This window comes from Methylocapsa palsarum (assembly GCF_900114285.1).
In the GTDB taxonomy this organism is placed as follows: domain Bacteria; phylum Pseudomonadota; class Alphaproteobacteria; order Rhizobiales; family Beijerinckiaceae; genus Methylocapsa; species Methylocapsa palsarum.
Genome location: NZ_FOSN01000010.1, coordinates 57,396 through 75,747, shown reverse-complemented (window position 1 = coordinate 75,747; position 18,352 = coordinate 57,396). Strand labels below are relative to the sequence as shown.

Annotated in this window: 18 protein-coding genes; 4 read left to right on the top strand and 14 right to left on the bottom strand. The window is 62.5% G+C overall.

The genetic code is table 11. The annotated features are described in order from the left end of the window. Nucleotides 1–6 precede the first annotated feature (6 nt). From BM177_RS12240 to dnaG, 10 genes are all read right to left on the bottom strand, one after another. A complete protein-coding gene (locus BM177_RS12240) occupies nucleotides 7–936 on the bottom strand; it encodes a chorismate mutase (RefSeq protein ID WP_091682759.1) in 930 nt (309 codons plus the stop codon). Nucleotides 937–991: 55 nt separating this feature from the next. Further along, entirely contained in the window at nucleotides 992–1,471 is a 480-nt protein-coding gene (locus tag BM177_RS12235; RefSeq protein ID WP_091682757.1) for a hypothetical protein, read from the bottom strand. After that, entirely contained in the window at nucleotides 1,471–2,328 is an 858-nt protein-coding gene (dapD, locus tag BM177_RS12230) for a 2,3,4,5-tetrahydropyridine-2,6-dicarboxylate N-succinyltransferase (RefSeq protein ID WP_091682755.1), read from the bottom strand. Before dapD ends, BM177_RS12235 begins: the two co-directional genes overlap by 1 nt. 580 nt (nucleotides 2,329–2,908) lie before the next feature. Further along, nucleotides 2,909–3,646 carry a pyrimidine 5'-nucleotidase gene (locus BM177_RS12225; RefSeq protein WP_244532290.1) on the bottom strand — a complete coding sequence of 246 codons (738 nt, stop codon included), beginning with the start codon at nucleotides 3,644–3,646 and terminating at the stop codon, nucleotides 2,909–2,911. A gap of 176 nt (nucleotides 3,647–3,822) precedes the next feature. Further along, complete coding sequence (gene argB / locus BM177_RS12220; protein ID WP_091682752.1) at nucleotides 3,823–4,704, bottom strand: acetylglutamate kinase; 882 nt, start codon at nucleotides 4,702–4,704, stop codon at nucleotides 3,823–3,825. Between the two features lie 83 nt (nucleotides 4,705–4,787). Further along, nucleotides 4,788–5,504, bottom strand: coding sequence for a ribosome biogenesis GTP-binding protein YihA/YsxC (yihA, locus tag BM177_RS12215; protein WP_091682945.1), 717 nt, complete (start codon nucleotides 5,502–5,504; stop codon nucleotides 4,788–4,790). 23 nt (nucleotides 5,505–5,527) lie between these two features. Further along, nucleotides 5,528–7,375, bottom strand: a complete 1,848-nt coding sequence (yidC, locus tag BM177_RS12210) for a membrane protein insertase YidC (RefSeq protein WP_091682750.1) — start codon at nucleotides 7,373–7,375, stop codon at nucleotides 5,528–5,530. Nucleotides 7,376–7,481: 106 nt separating this feature from the next. After that, the gene (gene rpmH, locus BM177_RS12205; RefSeq protein WP_010300405.1) at nucleotides 7,482–7,616 is read right to left on the bottom strand and encodes a 50S ribosomal protein L34; all 135 of its coding nucleotides are present in this window, start codon (nucleotides 7,614–7,616) and stop codon (nucleotides 7,482–7,484) included. A 374-nt stretch (nucleotides 7,617–7,990) separates the two neighbouring features. After that, entirely contained in the window at nucleotides 7,991–10,042 is a 2,052-nt protein-coding gene (gene rpoD, locus BM177_RS12200) for an RNA polymerase sigma factor RpoD (protein ID WP_091682747.1), read from the bottom strand. 368 nt (nucleotides 10,043–10,410) lie between these two features. Further along, complete coding sequence (gene dnaG / locus BM177_RS12195) at nucleotides 10,411–12,357, bottom strand: DNA primase (RefSeq protein ID WP_091682744.1); 1,947 nt, start codon at nucleotides 12,355–12,357, stop codon at nucleotides 10,411–10,413. A gap of 239 nt (nucleotides 12,358–12,596) precedes the next feature. Between dnaG and panB the strand changes: the two genes are divergently transcribed. Then, the gene (panB, locus tag BM177_RS12190) at nucleotides 12,597–13,397 is read left to right on the top strand and encodes a 3-methyl-2-oxobutanoate hydroxymethyltransferase (RefSeq protein WP_280140552.1); all 801 of its coding nucleotides are present in this window, start codon (nucleotides 12,597–12,599) and stop codon (nucleotides 13,395–13,397) included. A gap of 3 nt (nucleotides 13,398–13,400) precedes the next feature. Here panB and BM177_RS12185 read toward each other — a convergent pair whose 3' ends face one another. Both BM177_RS12185 and BM177_RS12180 read right to left on the bottom strand, forming a co-directional pair. After that, on the bottom strand, nucleotides 13,401–13,853 hold the full coding sequence (locus BM177_RS12185; RefSeq protein ID WP_091682742.1) for a GatB/YqeY domain-containing protein: 453 nt from the start codon (nucleotides 13,851–13,853) through the stop codon (nucleotides 13,401–13,403). Between the two features lie 145 nt (nucleotides 13,854–13,998). Next, nucleotides 13,999–14,241: a hypothetical protein gene (locus tag BM177_RS12180; RefSeq protein ID WP_091682739.1), complete on the bottom strand. Its 243-nt coding sequence runs from the start codon at nucleotides 14,239–14,241 to the stop codon at nucleotides 13,999–14,001. 249 nt (nucleotides 14,242–14,490) lie between these two features. Here BM177_RS12180 and carA point away from each other — a divergent pair, with 249 nt between their 5' ends. The 3 genes from carA (at nucleotide 14,491) to BM177_RS12165 (ending at nucleotide 17,570) form a co-directional block, all read left to right on the top strand. Next, entirely contained in the window at nucleotides 14,491–15,687 is a 1,197-nt protein-coding gene (gene carA / locus BM177_RS12175; RefSeq protein ID WP_091682736.1) for a glutamine-hydrolyzing carbamoyl-phosphate synthase small subunit, read from the top strand. Nucleotides 15,688–15,899: 212 nt separating this feature from the next. Next, complete coding sequence (gene cysQ, locus BM177_RS12170; RefSeq protein ID WP_091682733.1) at nucleotides 15,900–16,775, top strand: 3'(2'),5'-bisphosphate nucleotidase CysQ; 876 nt, start codon at nucleotides 15,900–15,902, stop codon at nucleotides 16,773–16,775. A gap of 216 nt (nucleotides 16,776–16,991) precedes the next feature. Then, nucleotides 16,992–17,570, top strand: coding sequence for a DUF1134 domain-containing protein (locus BM177_RS12165; RefSeq protein ID WP_091682940.1), 579 nt, complete (start codon nucleotides 16,992–16,994; stop codon nucleotides 17,568–17,570). 58 nt (nucleotides 17,571–17,628) lie between these two features. Here the strand turns inward: BM177_RS12165 and BM177_RS12160 are convergent, their stop codons facing one another. Both BM177_RS12160 and BM177_RS19525 read right to left on the bottom strand, forming a co-directional pair. Further along, entirely contained in the window at nucleotides 17,629–18,099 is a 471-nt protein-coding gene (locus BM177_RS12160) for a peroxiredoxin (protein ID WP_091682938.1), read from the bottom strand. Between the two features lie 67 nt (nucleotides 18,100–18,166). Then, nucleotides 18,167–18,352 (bottom strand): hypothetical protein, encoded by a 186-nt coding sequence (locus BM177_RS19525; RefSeq protein ID WP_139223606.1) that lies wholly within the window; start codon nucleotides 18,350–18,352, stop codon nucleotides 18,167–18,169.

The window sequence follows — 18,352 nt, the reverse complement described above, 5'->3', positions numbered from 1 at the left end:
AACGTGTCATTGCGCCGCCTGACGCTGGGCGTCTGCTCTAGCAGCCCGCGCCGCCATTGTCTCGCGCTCCGGCGCCTCGAACGGCCGGTTTTCCGGAGCGTCGCCGCTCCGGGCGAGATCGAACCGCGCCGCGTGGCCGCCGATCTCGGCGACCTCCGTCTCGCCGGCGCCGGCGAGCTTCAGACCTTCCCGCAGGCCCTCTAGATCGGCCTCGCGTGGGGCCGCCGCCAGAATGAAGATCTGGGAGCCGTCCGTGTAGGAATCAAGCATTTCGGCGCCAAGCCCAGTGAGCCGCGCGCGCGGATGGTCGATCTGGCGCTCCAGGGTCAGCGCATGGATCACGACTTCGCGCGCCGCGGCGTCGGCGAGAGGCTGCGCGATCACGAACAGCGGCAGTCCGGCCGGATGGTCAGGGCGTTCGACAAAGGGAAGCCGCGCGATGATCTTTGGCGCCTGCTGCGCGGTCAGGGCGCGCCACCACGGCCCGGAGCCGGAGGTGACGCGGACAAGGCCGAGATCGCCATTCGATTCCGCGACGGCGCGGATGACGGCGCCCGCATCGCGCCGCGGCGCATAGGGAACCGTAAAGCCGAAATGGAACCGGCAGCAATCGCGCATCGGCGCATCGCCGCCCGAAATATCGGCGTTCACGCTGTAGGGCGATTGAACAAAGGTGAAGGTCGAGATGATGATGCGCCAGATGCTTTCGACCGTGTCGAGCGGCAGAAGGCCCTGGTGGCGCGCGACGAGGCGGCGCATCATGTCGGCCTCGCGTTCGGGCCGGAAGGCGCAGCCGCCGCCCTGCCGCGCCTTCGCCTCGATCAACCGGTCGATGATCTCGCCGCGCTTGATCAAAAGCTGATGAAGCCCGGAATCGATGCGGTCGATCTCAAGCCTGAGATTGGCCAGGGCTTCCGAAACCGAAGGACTTTCCATTCGCGCGAACCCGTTCGTTCAGCCCGTTTTAGAGCAATTTCCGGCCACGCGCCAATCAGGGCTCGCGGGGCGGCAGAAAACCGAGCTCGACGATCGTCCAGACCAGGACCGACGCAAAGGCGATGTCCGCGCCGACGACATACCAGATGGACATAACGTCCGCGACGCGCGGCTGCAGCCAATGAACCGAGCCGGCGACGAGCGCCAGCACCAGCGGCAGACCAGCGAACCCGGACGGCCTGCCCCGGTCGCGCCAGCGCCTGGCGCCGAGATTATAAAAGCTGATGCCGATGAAGATCACCGCGAAGGCGTAGAAGAGAAGATAGACGAAGGCCAGAAATGTCCTGGCGTCGAACAGCGCGGTCCCGGGGCCAAGCTCGCGGTGGGTGTAGGGTTCGATGAAAAGCCAAAGGAGGGTCAGAACGGCGAGAACGCCCGCGAGCAGCCCCGCGCCCTCGCGCCAGGTTCCGGCGGCGATCCGGCCGCGGTCGGTGCGGAAGCCGAACCGGGCGTCAAGCCGCGACCAGAGGCCCATCAATCCCTCAGCAATTCGTTGATCGCTGTTTTGGAACGGGTCTGGGCGTCCACCGTCTTGACGATCACGGCGCAATAGAGCGAAGGGCCGGGCGAGCCGTCCGGAAGGGGCTTGCCCGGCAGATTGCCGGAGACGACGACGGAATAGGGCGGCACGTAGCCGACGTGAATCTTGCCCGTGGCCCGGTCGATGATCTTGGTCGAGGCGGAAATGAAGGTGCCCATCGACACCACCGCCCCCTCGCCGACGATCACGCCCTCGACGATTTCGGAGCGCGCGCCGATGAAGCAATTGTCCTCGATGATGGTCGGGCTCGCCTGCAAGGGCTCCAGAACGCCGCCGATCCCGACCCCGCCGGAGAGATGCACGTTCTTGCCGATCTGGGCGCAGGAGCCGACCGTGACCCAGGTGTCGACCATGGTCCCGCTATCGACATAGGCGCCGAGATTGACGAACGAGGGCATCAAAACGACGCCCGGCGCGATATAGGCCGAGCGGCGCACGATGCAGTTCGGAACGGAGCGGAACCCGGCGGCGGCGTGCTCCTGCGGTCCCCAGCCCTCGAACTTGGAGGGGACCTTGTCCCACCAGAAAGCGCCGCCGGGGCCGCCCGAAATCGGCGCCATGTCATTCAGGCGAAATGACAAAAGCACGGCCTTCTTCAGCCATTGATTGACCTTCCATGAGGCCGGCCCCTCGGCGCCAGGAATTTTCTCGGCGACCCGAAGCTTGCCGGCGTCGAGCAGATGCAGCGCCGCCTCGACCGCCTTGCGGATGTCGCCCTTCGTGCCGGAATTGATGTCGGCGCGGTCCTCGAATGCGGCGTCGACGATGGTTTCGAGGGCGGTATGGGTCATTTTTCAGTCTTTCGTCGAGTGCGACAAGCAAAGCTCGCGCGTCCAAATTCCGGAGGTACGAGCTTTGCGCTCAAGAATCAATCTGCGCTCTGGTCTTTCCGGGTCAGCAACTTGTGCAAAGAAACTGCGGAACCAAATCAGAAACTAAGCGTTATCGTCAGGCATCAGTCATTAAATGGCACTGCGTGTCTTCGGGAGGGGTTGGCGCATGAATCGGCGTTTGTTCGTTACATCTACAGTCCTGTCGGCTGGAATTCTTGTGATCGCAGGCGCCGCCGCGTCCGCACTGCCCAGCAATTCCCTGGAGCAGATCGCGCCGACATCCTCCGCGGAACCAAATCATATCGAGAAGGCCTGGTGGCGCCGTCGCCGCTGGGGCTGGCGTCGGCGGCGGTGCTGGCGCTGCTGGTAAAATTGGGCTGGCGCGCTGGCGGGCAGGGCTGTTGGGGGGATCTTGAGCTTAGAGCATATTCCTATTGGATTGAATCAATCCAATCGAGAAGAATATGCTCAAGTCTTTGATTTTGGAGCGATTTCTGATCGATCGCATGAATTCATGCGATCGGAAAACGCTAGGCTTTTACCCGCCACCGCGCGGCTTCGCGGGGAAAGCTGACGCCCTGACGGCCGCCGCCAAAAAATCCTCGAGATCGCTCGTCACATAGTCGATATGGGGCGGCGTCGCCTCGCCCATGATCTCGAACGCCTCGCGGTGGTCGGTCTGGCCGGGCTTCGGGACCACCAGCGCCGTCGTCATGCCGCGCTCGTGCGGGACGACGAGATTGCGGGCGATGTCCTCGAACATGATCGCGCGCGCCGGATCGACGGCGTGTCTGTCAAAAAACCGCTCATAGGTCGCTGCCTCGGGTTTCGGCAGGAAATCGGCGGCGACGATATCGAAAATATCCTCGAACATCTCGTCGAGGCCGAGCGCGCGGGCCGTATGAAGCGCGTGGTCGCGCGTGCCGTTGGTGAGGATCAGCTTGCGGCCGGGCAGGGCGGCGATGGCGCGCGCGAGCGAAGGGTTGGGGACGAGGCAGGATCGGTCGACGTCATGCGCGAAGTCGAGATATTCCTTGGCGACGACGTCGTGTTCCTGCATCAGGCCGCGTAAGGTCGTGCCGTAACGCTGGTAGTAATATTTCTGCAGCGCCCGGGCGGACATGCCGTCGAGGCCGAACAAATGGCCAAGAAACAGCGTGATGCGGGCGTCGATCTTCGGCCACAGCGCATTATCTGCGGGGTAAAGCGTGTTGTCGAGATCGAACACCCAAGTGTCGATTTTCGAAAACGTGTCGATTATTGAAAATTTGTCGATCCCTGAAAGGGCGTCACTTTTCGAAAACGCGTCGATTTTGGTGAACGCGTTTATTTTGGAAAAGGCGTCGGCGGCCCGGACGCTCGTGAGGTCGTCGGGCTCGCCCGATGCGGGCCCCGCCTTGTCCGTGGCGTCGGAGGCCTCGTTGGGCGCGGGCGGAAAGAGGTTGTTTTCGTTCACCGTGTGATCAATGTCCCCGCGCCATGATCGGTCAAAAGCTCGACAAGGACGGCGTGCGGCGTTTTTCCGTCGAGAATGACGACGCCCTCGACACCTTGTTCGAGAGCGTAGATGCAGGTCTCGACCTTCGGGATCATGCCGCCGGTGATGGTCCCGTCGGCGATCAGGGCGCGGATTTGATCGACCCGCAATTCCTTGATGATGTTCTTGTTCTGGTCGAGCACGCCCGGAACGTCGGTCAGGAACAACAGCCGCTTCGCTTTGAGCGCTCCGGCGATGGCCCCGGCGAAAGTATCGGCGTTGACGTTGTAGGTTTCGCCGTCCTCCCCCTGCGCGATCGGCGCAAGCACCGGGATCAGTTCGCGTCCTAGCACCTGATCGAGAACGGTGGTGTCGACCTTGGCCGGATCGCCGACGAAGCCGAGATCCACCGACTGGCCCGGCTGATGGACCTTTTTGGCGATCACCATATTGCCGTCCTTGCCGCAAAGGCCGATCGCGCGGCCGCCTTCGGCGTTGATGAAGCCGACGATCTGTTTGTTGATCGACCCGGCCAGCACCATTTCGACGATCTCGACCGTGGCCCGGTCGGTGATGCGCAGGCCTTCGGAGAATTCCGACTTGATGCCGAGCTTGGCGAGCATGGCGCCGATCTGCGGCCCGCCGCCATGCACCACGACCGGATTGACGCCGGATTGCTCGAGCAGGACCATGTCGCGCGCGAAATCGCGGCCGACCTTATCGTCGCCCATGGCGTGGCCGCCGTATTTCACCACCACGATCGAATCGTCGTAGCGCAGCATGTGCGGCAGCGCCTGCATCAAAATCGCGGCTTGCGCCTGCGCTTGCGCCTCAGGATTTTCGGCCGTTCCCGTCATGTCAGCGTGTCTCGGGGGTTGAAGGGCTAAAATCTCTATCCGCTTCGCATGACAAGCTCAACGCGGAGCCAAACGAAAGGGAATCAGAAAATCCCCGGCGCGGCGCGGCCATATCCCGCCTCGGCCAGAAGCCGGGCGATCGCGGCGCGCAAGTCGGCGATCCCTTCGCCGGTCAAAGCCGAGGTGAAGATCACTTGCGGAAAAGCGGCGGGGCGCTTGGCGATCGCGGCGACGACGCTCGCGGCGCGAACGTCCTGCTCGGCGGCTTTGACTTCGTCGCGCTTGGTCAGCACAATCTGATAGGAGGCGGCGCACCGGTCGAGAAGGTCCAGCATCTCCAGATCGACGGGTTTGAGGCCGTGCCGCCCGTCGATCAGGACAAAAACCCGCAAAAGGCGCGCGCGGCCGCGCAGGAAATCCTGCATCAGGCCGCTCCAGGACGCGATTTTCTGTTTGGACGCGGCGGCATAGCCGTAGCCGGGCATATCGACCAGACGCAGATCGCAGGCGTCGACGTCGCCGCCGAGCGCGAAAAAATTCAATTCGCGGGTGCGCCCGGGCGTGTTCGACGTCCGCGCCAGGGTCTTGCGATTGGTCAGCGCATTGAGAAGGGAGGATTTGCCGACATTCGAGCGCCCGGCGAAGGCGATCTCCGGCGCGCCGGGCGGAGGCAGATGGGCCGCGTCGGCGGCGGCCCAGATAAATCCGCATTCCTTGGCGAAGAGCTTGCGCCCGGTTTCAAAGAAGTCGGCCCCGTCGCCGGACGCATCCGCTGATGCGGCGCTTCCCGTCTTCTCCAGCGGCAGGGGGCCGGCGGGTTTGATCAACTTGTAGCTTTTTTGCGGAACATGCCGGCGAGATTATCCCAGAGCTCGATCTTGGCGCCGGCCTTTTTCATGATCATGCCCTGCTGGATGACCGAGAGGGTGTTGTTCCAGGCCCAATAGATGACGAGGCCCGAGGGGAAGCTGCCGAGGCTGAAGGTGAACACCACCGGCATCCAGGTGAAGATTTTCTTCTGCATCTCATCGGCGGGCTCGGGGTTCATCTTCATCTGGATGAACATCGTGACGCCCATGATCAGCGGCCAGATGCCGAGCGCGAGGAATGCGCCGAACACCGGTATCTGGGTCGGATCGAACGGCAAAAGCCCGAACAGGGTGAACACATTGGTCGGGTCGGGCTTCGAGAGATCGTGGATCCAGCCGAAAAAGGGCGCCTGGCGCATCTCGATCGTGATGAACAGGACCTTGTACAACGAGAAGAAAATCGGGATCTGAATCAGCATCGGCAGGCAACCCGCGACCGGATTGATCTTGTCGCGCTTATAGAGCGCCATCGTCTCGACCTGCTGCTTGTGCTTGTCGTCGGGATAGCGCGCCTTGATCGCGGCGACCTGCGGCGCGACGTTCTTCATCTTCGCCATCGACAGGTAGGAGCGGTTGGCGAGCGGGAAGAACAGGCCCTTGACGATCACCGTCGTCAAAAGGATCGCGACGCCGAAATTGCCAGTGAATTTGTACAGGAAGTCAAGCAGCTTGAACATCGGCCGGGTGATGAAATAAAACCAGCCCCAGTCGATCAGAAGATCGAATTTCGGGATGCCGAGATTTCTCTCGTAAGCGTCAAGCGTGTCGGTTTCCTTCGCGCCGGCGAAGACCCGCGCGGTCGTCTCGGCCGTGGCGCCCGGAGCGACGGTGCGGGCCTCGCCGACGAAATCGGCGAGATAGGTCGTCTTCGGCGACTCGCCGCGCTCGGAAAAGCCGCCCTCGACCGGCGCGCTCTGGTCGGGAATGACCGTCGCCGCCCAATATTTGTCGGTGATGCCGAGCCAGCCGCCAGTCCCCTTGAAGGTCTTGCGCGCGCCGTCCTCCTTGGCGATCTTGCCATATTTGTAGTCCTGCAGCCCGGATTCCCCGACGAGACCGACAAAGCCTTCGTGCAGCACCGAATAATTGAGGATCTGCGGCAGACCATGGCGGGAGACGAGTCCATAGGGCGCGAGCGAGATGACGCGGCCGGATTTATTCTCGACGCTATTCGTCACCGTGAACATATAGCGGTCGTCGACCGCGATCTTGCGGCGGAAGATCAGGCCCTGGCCGTTGTCGAAGGTCAGCGTCACCGGGGCCTCGGCGGTGAGAACCTCGCGGTCGGCGGTCCACAGCGTATCGGGTCCGGGAGGGGCGATGGTCTCGGCCGGGGCGGCGATGAAGCCCGTCTCGGCGTAATAGGGCGCCGGCGAGCCGGCCGGCGACAACAGGACGATGATCGGGCTCGAAGGGTCGGGCGTCTCGCGGTAGCCCTTCAGCGCGACGTCGTCGATCCGCCCGCCGCGAAGCGCAATCGAGCCGGAAAGAGCGGGCGTGTCGAGCCTGATCCGCGGGCTGGCGGCGAGGGCCTCGGCCCGTGTCAGGGGCGGCGATTCGGGGACGGCGGGCGCCGAGTCCTGCGCGGATCCTTGCCCAAGAGCGCCCGAAGCGGCGTCGGGCTGACCAGCCTGTTGGCCTGCGGCCGGGTTCGCGGCCTGCTGGGCGGCGTGGCGCTGGGCGAGGATCTGCGCCTGCCGGGCCTTGTCGTATTGCGGCACGTTGAAAAACGTGTTCCAGCCCAAGACGACAAGGCACGACAGCCCGATCGCCAGAAAAAGATTGCGCTTCTCGTCAACCATGCAAAAGGCGCCTCGCCTCAAAAACTCGGTACACTACAACTTGGCGCGACCGCGCCTCGTCCAAAGAGCCGAGCCGAGCCCTTAACGGCTCGGCGCGCGATAGCTCTCAGGCCGAGAGCCGCTTGCGGCCTCGTGCGCGGCGTGCGGCGATCACCTTGCGTCCGCCGACAGTCGCCATTCTCGCGCGAAATCCGTGACGCCGCTTGCGCACGAGTTTGCTCGGTTGATATGTCCGCTTCACCGCTAAAGCTCCAAAACTAGAAGTTTACATCAAGCCGCGGCCGCGCCGCGCCGTAAGTGGTCCGCTGGTCCCTGCAAACAAGTGAGGCGCCCAGCGAACAACCGCGGGCGCCTGTCGCACAGCCGGAAACGAAGGTCTTATAGAGGCAAGCTCTCCGCCAAGTCAATTTAGCGGCGCGCGGCGATTGAATTATTCTGAAAGACCCTGCGACATCAGCTTTCCCGCCGCGCTTTGTTGCTCACCTTGCGAGGCGGAGCCCCGGCGATGACTCCCCGGCGGTCGGCGGCGGATCGGTTTTGGCTCAGCTTCCACTTGCCTTCAATGCGCCCCATCGGGAGTTCTCTTCCGACGACCTGCCCGCTCGACGCCGAGCGCTAATTGTCCAGAAAACTGCGCAGCTTGCGCGAGCGCGAGGGATGTTTCAGCTTGCGCAGCGCCTTCGCCTCGATCTGGCGGATTCGCTCGCGGGTCACGGAAAACTGTTGGCCGACTTCCTCGAGCGTGTGATCGGTGTTCATGCCAATCCCGAAGCGCATCCGCAGCACGCGCTCCTCGCGCGGGGTCAGGGAGGCGAGCACGCGGGTCGTCGTTTCCCTCAAATTCGACTGGATGGCGGCGTCGATCGGCAGGATCGCGTTCTTGTCCTCGATGAAATCGCCGAGATGCGAATCCTCCTCGTCGCCGATCGGGGTTTCGAGCGAGATCGGCTCCTTGGCGATTTTCAACACCTTGCGCACTTTTTCGAGCGGCATGGCGAGTTTTTCGGCGAGTTCTTCCGGCGTCGGTTCGCGGCCGATCTCATGCAGCATCTGGCGCGAGGTCCGCACGATCTTGTTGATCGTCTCGATCATATGGACCGGAATGCGGATCGTCCTCGCCTGATCGGCGATGCTGCGGGTGATCGCCTGCCGGATCCACCAGGTCGCGTAGGTTGAGAATTTGTAGCCGCGGCGGTATTCGAACTTGTCGACCGCCTTCATCAGCCCGATGTTGCCTTCCTGAATAAGATCAAGGAATTGCAGGCCGCGATTGGTGTATTTCTTCGCAATCGAGATCACCAGCCGGAGGTTCGCCTCGACCATCTCCTTCTTGGCCTGACGCGCTTCGCGCTCGCCTTTCTGGACCATATGGACGATTTTGCGGAATTCCTGGATTTCAAGGCCGGTTTCGGTCGCGAGGCCGTGAATTTCCGCGAGCAGATCCTTGATCGAATCCTTGGCTCTCGCGACGAAATCCTTCCAGCCGCGCCCGCCGAGCTTCGACACTCGAAGCAGCCATTTCGGATCAAGTTCGGAATTCTGGTAATTCTTTAGAAAATCCTCGCGCGTGACTCCGGAGCCTTCGGCGAGACGCAAAAGCTTGGTTTCAAGGCCGATCAGACGCTTGTTGATGTCGTAGAGCTGTTCGACCAGCGCCTCGATCCGGTTCGGATTGAGCGAGAGCGATTTGACGTCGACAACGATTTCCTTCTTCAGCGTCTTGTATTTGCGCTCCTGGGACGGCGTCAGCGTTTCGTTCTTTAGTTTGTTCTCGACATTCTGGTCCTGCAGCCGGCGCAGCTTCTTGTAGGCGTCGGCGACGCGGTCGAACGTATCCAGCACCTTCGGCTTGAGTTCGGCCTCCATGGCCGAGAGCGATACGGCGTTCTCCATGTCGTCTTCCTCGTCGAAGACGTCTTCCGGCAGGGGATCTTCCGGGCCCTCCTCGCCCGCCGGGCGCAGCCGCGCCGGCGGAGTGAGCGGCGCCGTCGCGGGGGCGGCCTGCTGCAAGGCGAGCGCCTCCGCGGCCCCCGGTGCGGTCATGTCGATCTTGGGCGTGTTTTTGCCGTCCGGGCCGGCGTAGGTCGCTTCGAGATCGATGATGTCGCGCAGCAAGACCTTGCTGTCGTTGAGTTCGTCGCGCCAGATGATGATGGCCTGAAACGTCAGCGGGCTTTCGCAGAGTCCTGCGATCATGGCCTCGCGGCCGGCCTCGATCCGCTTGGCGATCGCGATTTCGCCTTCGCGGGACAGAAGTTCGACCGATCCCATTTCGCGCAGATACATGCGCACCGGATCGTCGGTGCGGTCGGCCGGCTCCGAGGAGCGGACCGCGACGGCCTTGGGCTGCGCCGCCTCGATCAGGTCGCCGCCCTCGACTTCTTCCTCTTCGGCGGCTTCCTCGGGTTCGGCTTCGTCGTTCTCCTCGTTTTCGACGACGTTGATCCCCATCTCGTTGAGCATGGCGAGAATGTCTTCGATCTGCTCGGAATTCACTTCCTCGGAAGGCAGCACTGCGTTCAGTTCGGCGTAGGTGACAAAGCCGCGCTTCTTGGCGAGCTTGATCATCCGCTTGACGGCGGCGTCGGACAGATCGAGCAGGGGGCTGTCCGCGGTTTCGACCACGCCGCCTTCCGCCTCGGTCTTATCGGTGTCCTTTTTCGCCATCAAAGGCCTCCACAAGAGGAAAAATCGACGCCCTGCTGTTGGCCAGGCCAATCTAAGGCAAAGAAGTCAGGCAATATCTCGACCTTGGCTCAGTCGGCGCGGCTCGTTGGCAATTCCAGGGCGGTTCACTTGGCGGTCACTTGGCGGTTCACAAAAATTCGGCGGCGCACACGAAAGCCGCGCCGAACCTGAACTTGTCCATGGCGCGCCCATCGAGACTGCCAATCTCAAACCAAGCCCACCCGGATCACGCGGCGGCTATCCTGAAGGTGATCTCGACGGATAACAAAACACTCCAGCAATATCTAACTTTGGAGAAACCTATCCCGGATCTTCGTTCGTGACGTCAATAACAGACCTTGCGGAACTTACATCGCCGTCCCGAGACGTTTGGAAGAATCTCCGAACCCCTCGACCGCGGCTTCAGTCCCGCCCAGTGTCAATAATTGCTCTTGAATGTCTTTAAGACGAGCGAGATTGGCCTCACTGGACTCCTTACCTAGAGCCAATTCAGCCAAATGCAACTCCCTATTTAACGCCTTTGCCCGATGATGCAAGGTCAAGGCTTGCTTCAGAACCTCCTCGGCGTCGGCTTCGGCGGCCTCCGCCTTGACGCACCAGTGCGAGGCGTGCGCCGCCAGCAGATCGAGCTTCTGGATCAGTCCTGAAAACCCGGCGTCTTCAAGCGCTGCGCGCGGGCTTCGTCCGGCGGCGGCCGATCCTGCGAAATCGAGCAGCCGATCACGCGCGCCGCCCGCCTCCCGGCTCGAAAATTCAAGATCGGCGAGCGCCTCGACATGGCGCTCCAGAAGTTCGGGGTGATTGATCAAAATCAACAGGATCAACGCTTCGCGCGGCGGCAGGGCGCCGGCGCCCGGGCGCAACAGCGGAGATTGCGCAAGACTGCGCCCGATCTGGGGCGCGACCTTCAGATGGTTGCCGGCGTCTTGTCCGTACTCTGTCTGGTTAAAGGAAGCTCCCCGGGAGGCTCCGTTGCGGGCGCCGGTCCAGCGAGGGCCACGACCGGCGAAACGTTGGCTCCCGGCGCGGGCGAATTGTCTGGCGAGCCGGTCCCTGAAGTCGTCGCGGTAATAGCGGCGCAGGGTTTCGTCCGTGATCTCGCGCGCGATCTCGTCGAGCCTTCGCTCGAGCCCGGCTTTTTTTTCCGGCGTCGTGAGATCCGCGCCGGTAAATTCTCGCCGCCAGATCAGATCGGCCAGCGGCAGGGCCTCTCCCAGAACAGCCGACATGGCGTCCCGCCCGCCCGACCGGACGAGATCGTCGGGGTCGCTTCCTTCAGGCAGAAGCGCGAAGCGCAGCGACCGCCCGGGCCCGATCAGGGGCAGAACCATCTCGATCGCGCGGTAGGCCGCCTTGACGCCCGCCTTGTCGCCGTCGAAACAGAGCACAGGCTCCTCGGCCATCTTCCAGAGCAGTTCGCATTGGGAGGGGGTCAGGGCGGTGCCGAGCGGCGCGACGGCGCCGGCGAACCCCGCTGCGCTCATCGAGATCACATCGACATAACCTTCGACGACGATGATCTGGCCGGTCTCGTGCGCGGCTTTGCGGGCGTTGTGATGATTGTAAAGAATGGAGCCCTTGTGGAAAAGCTCCGTCTCCGGCGAATTCAGATATTTCGCCTGGGCGTCCTTGGCGAGCGCCCGGCCGCCGAAGGCGATCACCCGGCCGGAACGGTCGCAGATCGGGAACATGATGCGGTCGCGGAAGCGGTCATAGGGGACCGCGATGTCCTCGCCGTGGATCAGAAGTCCGGCCTCGATCATGGCCTTGGCGGGAACGCCCTTCCCCGCGAGGTGATCGCGCAGGGCGTATTTCTCGGGCCCTGCGTATCCGAGGCGGAACTGGCTTTGGATCGGCGCCTCCAGCCCGCGGCGCGCGAGATAAGCGCGCGCCCCGGTTCCGGCCGAGGCATTGAGCTGGGCGCTGAAATAGGCCGCCGCGAGCTCCATCACGTCGATAAGGCCTGTGCGCTGCCGCTCGTGCGCCTCCGCCTGGGGCGAGACCTGCGGCAGAGCGAGCCCGGCGTCCGCGGCGAGCCGCTCCACCGCCTCGGGAAAGGAAAGCCCTTCGGTCTCCATCACGAAGTCGAAAATATTGCCGTTTTTCCCCGCCGAGAGGTCGAACCACGCCATTTTGGCGTCGTTCACAAAAAACGACGGCGTCTTTTCCGCGTTGAACGGCGACAGCCCCTTCCATTCACGCCCCGACTTGGTCAGTTTGACGCGCTGCCGCACGACCTCCGAAACCGGCAGCCGGGTTTTGATGTCGTCGAGGAACGAAGGCGGAAATCTCATAAACGAAACTCTGGCGCGGCGGCTCGCCGGATCCGCCGAGACGGGCGCAGCATCGATCGTCTGCCGGGGCGGTCTAAGCGCATGACATTATATTAAACGATATTAGACGCGGAATGGACGGAAAGGCGGCTCAATGCGCAACTTGATGAACGGCGACGCAATTGTCCCGGCTAAACACAGGCCGAGCCCAAAAAACACGATGGGTCAAGCGCGATGGGTCTTGCGAGAAGGATTCCGGTTTGAGGCGTAAATCCGCGCGTTTTTTCGAGATGAAACGGCGCCGCGCTCCGATCGCCGTCCTTACAGCTTACGACGCCCCCACGGCGAAGGCGGAGGCGGATGCGGGAGTCGACGCCATTCTGGTCGGCGACAGCGTCGGCGTGACGATGCTCGGCTACGCCAGTGAGCGGGCGGTGACGCTGGCCGACATGCGCCATCATATCGGCGCCGTTCGGCGAGGCGCTCCGGACGCCGTCATTATCGGCGATCTTCCCTACCTGACCTATGAGACGCCCCTTGAGGCGGTGGCGAGTTCGCGGCTTTTGATCGAGGCCGGAGCCGACATCGTGAAGTTCGAAGGGTTCCGCGCCGACCTCGTCGAGGCGCTCGCGGCCGAATCAATCGAGGTCTGCTGCCACCTCGGGCTTGAGCCGCAGACCCACGAACAAAAGCGCATCAAGGGGCGTCAGGCGGAGGATGCGGCCAGACTCGTGCGCGACGCCATCGCGCTCGACAAGGCCGGAATGGCGATGCTTGTCCTCGAATTGATTCCGGAAGAGGTGGCGGGCCGGGTCACGCAATCGGTCCATGCGCCGACGATCGGGATCGGCGCGGGGCGCCTCACCGACGGACAGGTTCTCGTCATCACCGACGTGCTCGGGTTTTCGGAGAAAAACTTCCGCCACAATCGGCGCTATGAGGAATTCGGCCGGCTCGTGCGCGCGGCGGCAAAGGCCTATGTCCGCGACGTCCATGAGAAAACGTTTCCCGGCGAGGACAATATCGTCCACATGGACAAGGATCAGCTTGCCGGGTTCTGACGCTCACGCCCCGAGCTTCGCCTTGACCAGAGCGCTCGCCTTGCCGAAGTCCATCCGCCCGGCGTATTCGCCCTTGAGCGCGGCGACGACCTTGCCCATGTCCTTGATCGACGCCGCGCCCGTCGCCGCAATCGCCGCGGAGATCGCGGCCTCGGCCTCGGCTTCGCTGAGCTGCTGCGGCAGGAAACCCTGGATGATGTCGATTTCCTCGCTTTCCTGGGTCGCGAGGTCGGTCCGCCCGGCCTTTTCGTAGATCTCGAGCGATTCCTTGCGGCTTTTGATCATCTTCTGAAGCAGGGCGAGGATGTCCTCGGCCGCCACGCTCTTGCCCGAGCCGCGCGCCTCGATGTCTTTATCCTTGAGCGCGGCCGTGATCATGCGGATGGTTTCAACCCTGCGCTTCTGGCCGGCTTTCATCGCCTCCTTGAGCTGGCTCGTGAATTGGTCGCGAAGCATGAGGTTCTTTCGTGACGAAGCTGAGGAACAGGAACATGCCGGAGGCTTGCGCGGGGTCCGCGCCGTTCCGCGAAAGCGAAAACGATAGCGAGCGGGGCGTCGGCGCGCAAGCTGGCGGCGGCGCCCGGCCGCCGCTGAAATACTCTCAAGGAATGCTCATGGCGTGCCCTTCCGCCCGCATGTAAAGCTCGTTAAGATCGTCCATCGGAATGACGACCATCATTTTGTCGTGCATTTTCCCGACCATGATCTTCACCGACTTGCCGCTGTTCATTGTGACGGATCGTTCCTTCTGAAGGACAAATCCGTCAAGGCCGGCGGCGAACGCCGCCGAAGCCAGGATAATGACAAGAGCGGCCAGAACAGATCCAGAAAACTTCATTTTCATAACCCGCTTCCTTTGTGGAGTTCGCGCCGCAGGTCGCGGGCGCTCTTGTCAAACGCTGGCCGGGGCGAAATGTAACGCTCGCGCGTGATCAAATCTGGCGCGCCAGTCTAAGGAGCGTGAGGTTTCCCGGCGACATTGACGGGGCGAAGGGTTCCCCCTAAGCGTTCGCATATCAAAAAAGGCCGATACCATCTTCGCCGCTACGCAGCCGATTGGCTTCGGGCGCGGCGGCAGCACGAGCAAGCGACCATGACCAAGGATCAAGTCACGACGCCGCCGGCGTGGACGAAACCGCGGGCGACGGCCCTGCTGGTTCTGGCGAACGGCGCGGTCTTCGAAGGGACCGGGCTTGGCGCGGAAGGCTTCGCCACGGGCGAGGTTTGCTTTAACACCGCCATGACGGGCTATCAGGAAATCCTCACCGATCCGTCCTATGCCGGGCAGATCGTCACGTTCACCTTTCCGCATATTGGGAATGTCGGCGCGAACGAGGACGACGTCGAGACGAGCAATTCCGCCGCAAGCGCCGGGGTTCGCGGAATCATCGTCGACGCGCCGGTCACGGCGCCCTCAAATCACCGTTCGACGCTGCATTTCGGCGATTGGCTCAAGTTACGCGGAATCATCGGGCTCTGCGGCGTCGACACCCGCGCCTTAACGACGCTGATCCGCGAAAACGGGATGCAGAACGCCGCGATCGCGCATGCGCCGGACGGCGTCTTCGATGTCGACGCCTTGCGCAGCCTGGCGCGGGAATGGCCCGGCCTCGAGGGAATGGACCTTGTGCCAAGCGTTACGACCACGAAAGATTATGAGTGGACGCAGGCGGCCTGGCGGCCCTACGGATCTGCGTCCGCCGGCGCCGGAAGATACAAGGTCGTCGCCATAGATTACGGCGTCAAACGCAATATCCTGCGCCTGCTCACCGAGGCGGGCTGCAGCGTGACCGTCGTGCCGGCGACCGCCTCGGCCGACGAAATCAGGGCGCTCCATCCGGACGGCGTGTTTTTGTCGAACGGGCCGGGCGACCCTGCCGAGACGGGGAAATACGCCGTTCCGGTGATTCGGGAATTACTCGAAAACAAGATCCCGACCTTCGGGATTTGCCTTGGGCATCAGATGCTTGCGCTCGCCATCGGAGCCCGGACCGAAAAAATGCGGCAAGGCCATCACGGCGCCAATCACCCGGTCAAGGATTTCACCACCGGGAAGGTTGAAATCGTGTCGATGAATCATGGCTTTTCGGTCGATTCGGCCAGCCTTCCCGCCAGCGCGCGGGAGACTCACAGGTCGTTGTTTGACGGATCGAACTGTGGACTCGAACTCACCGATCGTCCGGCCTTTTCGGTTCAGCATCACCCCGAAGCCTCGCCGGGCCCGCGCGACAGCCATTATCTGTTTTTCCGATTCGCCCAGATGATGGAGAGGGCGAAAGCGCAAGCGTGAGGCAAATTTGCGCTTGACTGCTGCGGCGCCGAAGTAACGCTTGTTTTACCAAATTCGCCAAGGTGTGATTGGAAAATGACGAAAAAGGCTTCCTAAGCATTGGTTGAGCCCCTAAATTGGACGCAGTGTTTCAAAATCGCGCCATAAAAAAATCAAATTAAGAAAAACTGGCGAGGGACGAGGCTGCGGGCCCGCTGAACCGACGGACATTCATGCCCTTGAACGCAAATTCTGACGAGTTCCGGATCCAACCCGGACACGCGGTCGATCCGCAGTCCCTGGATCTTGACGCCGTTGCGGATATTTTCGCGGAGATCGCCCTCGAGGCCGCGGTGGCGGTCATGGCGATCTATGGCGCCGAAAGCCATGCGAGGCGCAAGGCGGACACGAGCCCGGTTTGCGATGCGGATGAGTACGCCGAAAAGATCATCCTCGAGCGTCTCTCGAACCGTTTGCCGGCCTTCCCTGTTCTCGCCGAAGAAGCGGCTGCGCACGGCAAGAAAACCATCTCCGGGTCGACGTTCATCCTGGTCGATCCGGTTGACGGGACGCGTGAGTTCCTGAGCCGCAACGGAGAGTTCACAATCAATATTGCGCTGGTCGTCGATGGGCGGCCAAAGGCGGGCGTCGTTTACGCGCCCGCGCGTGGCCAGCTTTGGATCGGCGCGACCGGAGCCTCCTGCTGCTTCGTGGCTCCGGGGGCGCCGCTGCCGCCCCGGGAGGGACGCCGCCCCATCCACGTCCGTGCTGCGCCTCTCAACGGATTGACGGCCCTCGTCAGCCGGTCGCATGCGGACCCCGAGACAGAGGCTTTCCTGGCCCAGCTTCCGATCAGGGAGCGCAGGGAGGCGGGTTCGTCCTTGAAATTCTGCGCCGTCGCCGAGGGCGTCGCCGACGTTTATCCGCGCTTTGGTCAGACCATGGAATGGGACACCGCCGCGGGCGACGCTGTCCTGCGCGCCGCGGGCGGCATCGTCCTCGACGGAGACCGACATCCGCTCGAATACGGCAAGGCGGGCCGCCAGTTCAGAAATGGACCCTTCGTCGCCTGGGGCGACCCGAGCGCCGTGTTGCCTGAAGCGAAGTAATCCACAGGGCGCGGCGCGCCGGTTCAGCCGACGGCATGAATCTTTCTCAATGACTCGTGCTCAGGGCGCCGGAAGGCGCAACCCTGGCGCGAAGCTTAATGGCGTCGCTTGATTTTTTGCGCCTCGTCAATCCTTCCTTAACGATGCGGCCTCAAACTCACTGTCCAAGCGCGGGCGTTGGCTGGAACTCGCGCGCCCGGTTCGCGGAGGATGACCATGCAATCGCGAAGAGAATTTACCATGGCTCTGGCGGCGCTCGCCGCTTGCGGCGCGGCCGGCCCGGCGCTGGCCACCCCTGAAGCGCAAAAGCCGAGCGAGTTTTCGTCCAACGAGATCGTCGACAACGGCCATCGCTTTTTTGGTTCGATCTCCCGCGGCCTCGCCGAAGCCGTCGAGTCGGCGACCCGGAAATGGGGCAAGCCGAACGGTTATATCCTGGGTCAGGAGGCCGGCGGCGCCTTCATCGGCGGCCTGCGCTACGGCGAAGGCGTGATGCACACGCGCAACGCCGGGGATCTCCGGGTGTTCTGGCAGGGCCCTTCGATGGGTCTTGACGCCGGAGCCGATGGCGACCGGACCATGATGCTCGTCTACAATCTGCCTTCGACGAACGCCATCTTCCGACGTTACGGCGGCGTCGACGGATCGGTCTACCTCGTCGGCGGATTCGGCATGACCGCCCTCGTCAACGAGGATGTCTATGTCGTGCCGATCCGTTCGGGCGTTGGCGCGCGGCTCGGCTTCAACGTCAGCTATCTGAAGTTCACGCCGGCCTCGACCTGGAACCCATTCTAGAGCATCTTCCGATCGGATTGAATCAATCCAATCGAGAAGAACCGGCGGCATACCTTCTTTACAGCGACTTGACCGCCGCGAGAACCTCCGCGGCATGGCCTGGAACCTTAACCTTATTCCAGATCCGCGCGATCTTCCCGTCCGGTCCGATCAGGACCGTCGTGCGTTCGACCCCCATGTATTTGCGTCCATACATGCTTTTTTCGACCCAGACGCCGTAGGCCTCTAGCATGGCTTTGGTTTCGTCGGCGGCCAGGGTGAATTCGAGGCCGTGCTTCGCCTTGAACTTGGCGTGCTTTGCGGCCGAATCAGGCGAGACGCCAAGAATGGCCGCGCCCGCCTTCTCGAACTCGTCTCTCAGTCCGTTGAACGCGATCGCTTCGGCTGTACACCCCGAAGTGTCGTCTTTCGGATAGAAATAGAGGACCAGCTTCCTGCCCTTGAAATTCTTGAGCGCCGCCGAGCCGCCCGCGTCATCGGGCAGGTCAAAAGCGGGCGCTTTGCCGCCCTCACTCAGTTTCGCGCCCAATGCGGCCTTCCTTTCGTCGCATTCCAAGCCAGTAGTCAAAAAAAAGCCGCCAAACCCGCACAGGGCGTTAAACGTCTTTCAGGGACCACGGAAAGATCGTAATGCCAAAACCGCGCCAGCCGGTCAGAGCCCCTTTGACGATGCGCTTCCGTTTCGCCGATCCCATTTTTAAGCTTCGATTGTATAGTCGCGCAGGAATGAAGTTTCCAGCTTTTGCTTGCTTTTGAAAGGCCGCGAGCGGTTGGTCGAGCAT

Bases quoted from the DNA above. Each gene is read 5' to 3' on its own strand.
- yidC (WP_091682750.1), bottom strand. From the start codon at position 7,375: ATGGTTGACGAGAAGCGCAATCTTTTTCTGGCGATCGGGCTGTCGTGC.
- cysQ (WP_091682733.1), top strand. From the start codon at position 15,900: ATGCCCTTGAACGCAAATTCTGACGAGTTCCGGATCCAACCCGGACAC.
- dapD (WP_091682755.1), bottom strand. From the start codon at position 2,328: ATGACCCATACCGCCCTCGAAACCATCGTCGACGCCGCATTCGAGGAC.
- BM177_RS12185 (WP_091682742.1), bottom strand. From the start codon at position 13,853: ATGCTTCGCGACCAATTCACGAGCCAGCTCAAGGAGGCGATGAAAGCC.
- BM177_RS12165 (WP_091682940.1), top strand. From the start codon at position 16,992: ATGCAATCGCGAAGAGAATTTACCATGGCTCTGGCGGCGCTCGCCGCT.
- argB (WP_091682752.1), bottom strand. From the start codon at position 4,704: ATGACGGGAACGGCCGAAAATCCTGAGGCGCAAGCGCAGGCGCAAGCC.
- BM177_RS12180 (WP_091682739.1), bottom strand. From the start codon at position 14,241: ATGAAAATGAAGTTTTCTGGATCTGTTCTGGCCGCTCTTGTCATTATC.
- dnaG (WP_091682744.1), bottom strand. From the start codon at position 12,357: ATGAGATTTCCGCCTTCGTTCCTCGACGACATCAAAACCCGGCTGCCG.
- BM177_RS12240 (WP_091682759.1), bottom strand. From the start codon at position 936: ATGGAAAGTCCTTCGGTTTCGGAAGCCCTGGCCAATCTCAGGCTTGAG.
- rpoD (WP_091682747.1), bottom strand. From the start codon at position 10,042: ATGGCGAAAAAGGACACCGATAAGACCGAGGCGGAAGGCGGCGTGGTC.
- BM177_RS12235 (WP_091682757.1), bottom strand. From the start codon at position 1,471: ATGGGCCTCTGGTCGCGGCTTGACGCCCGGTTCGGCTTCCGCACCGAC.
- BM177_RS19525 (WP_139223606.1), bottom strand. From the start codon at position 18,352: ATGCTCGACCAACCGCTCGCGGCCTTTCAAAAGCAAGCAAAAGCTGGA.
- carA (WP_091682736.1), top strand. From the start codon at position 14,491: ATGACCAAGGATCAAGTCACGACGCCGCCGGCGTGGACGAAACCGCGG.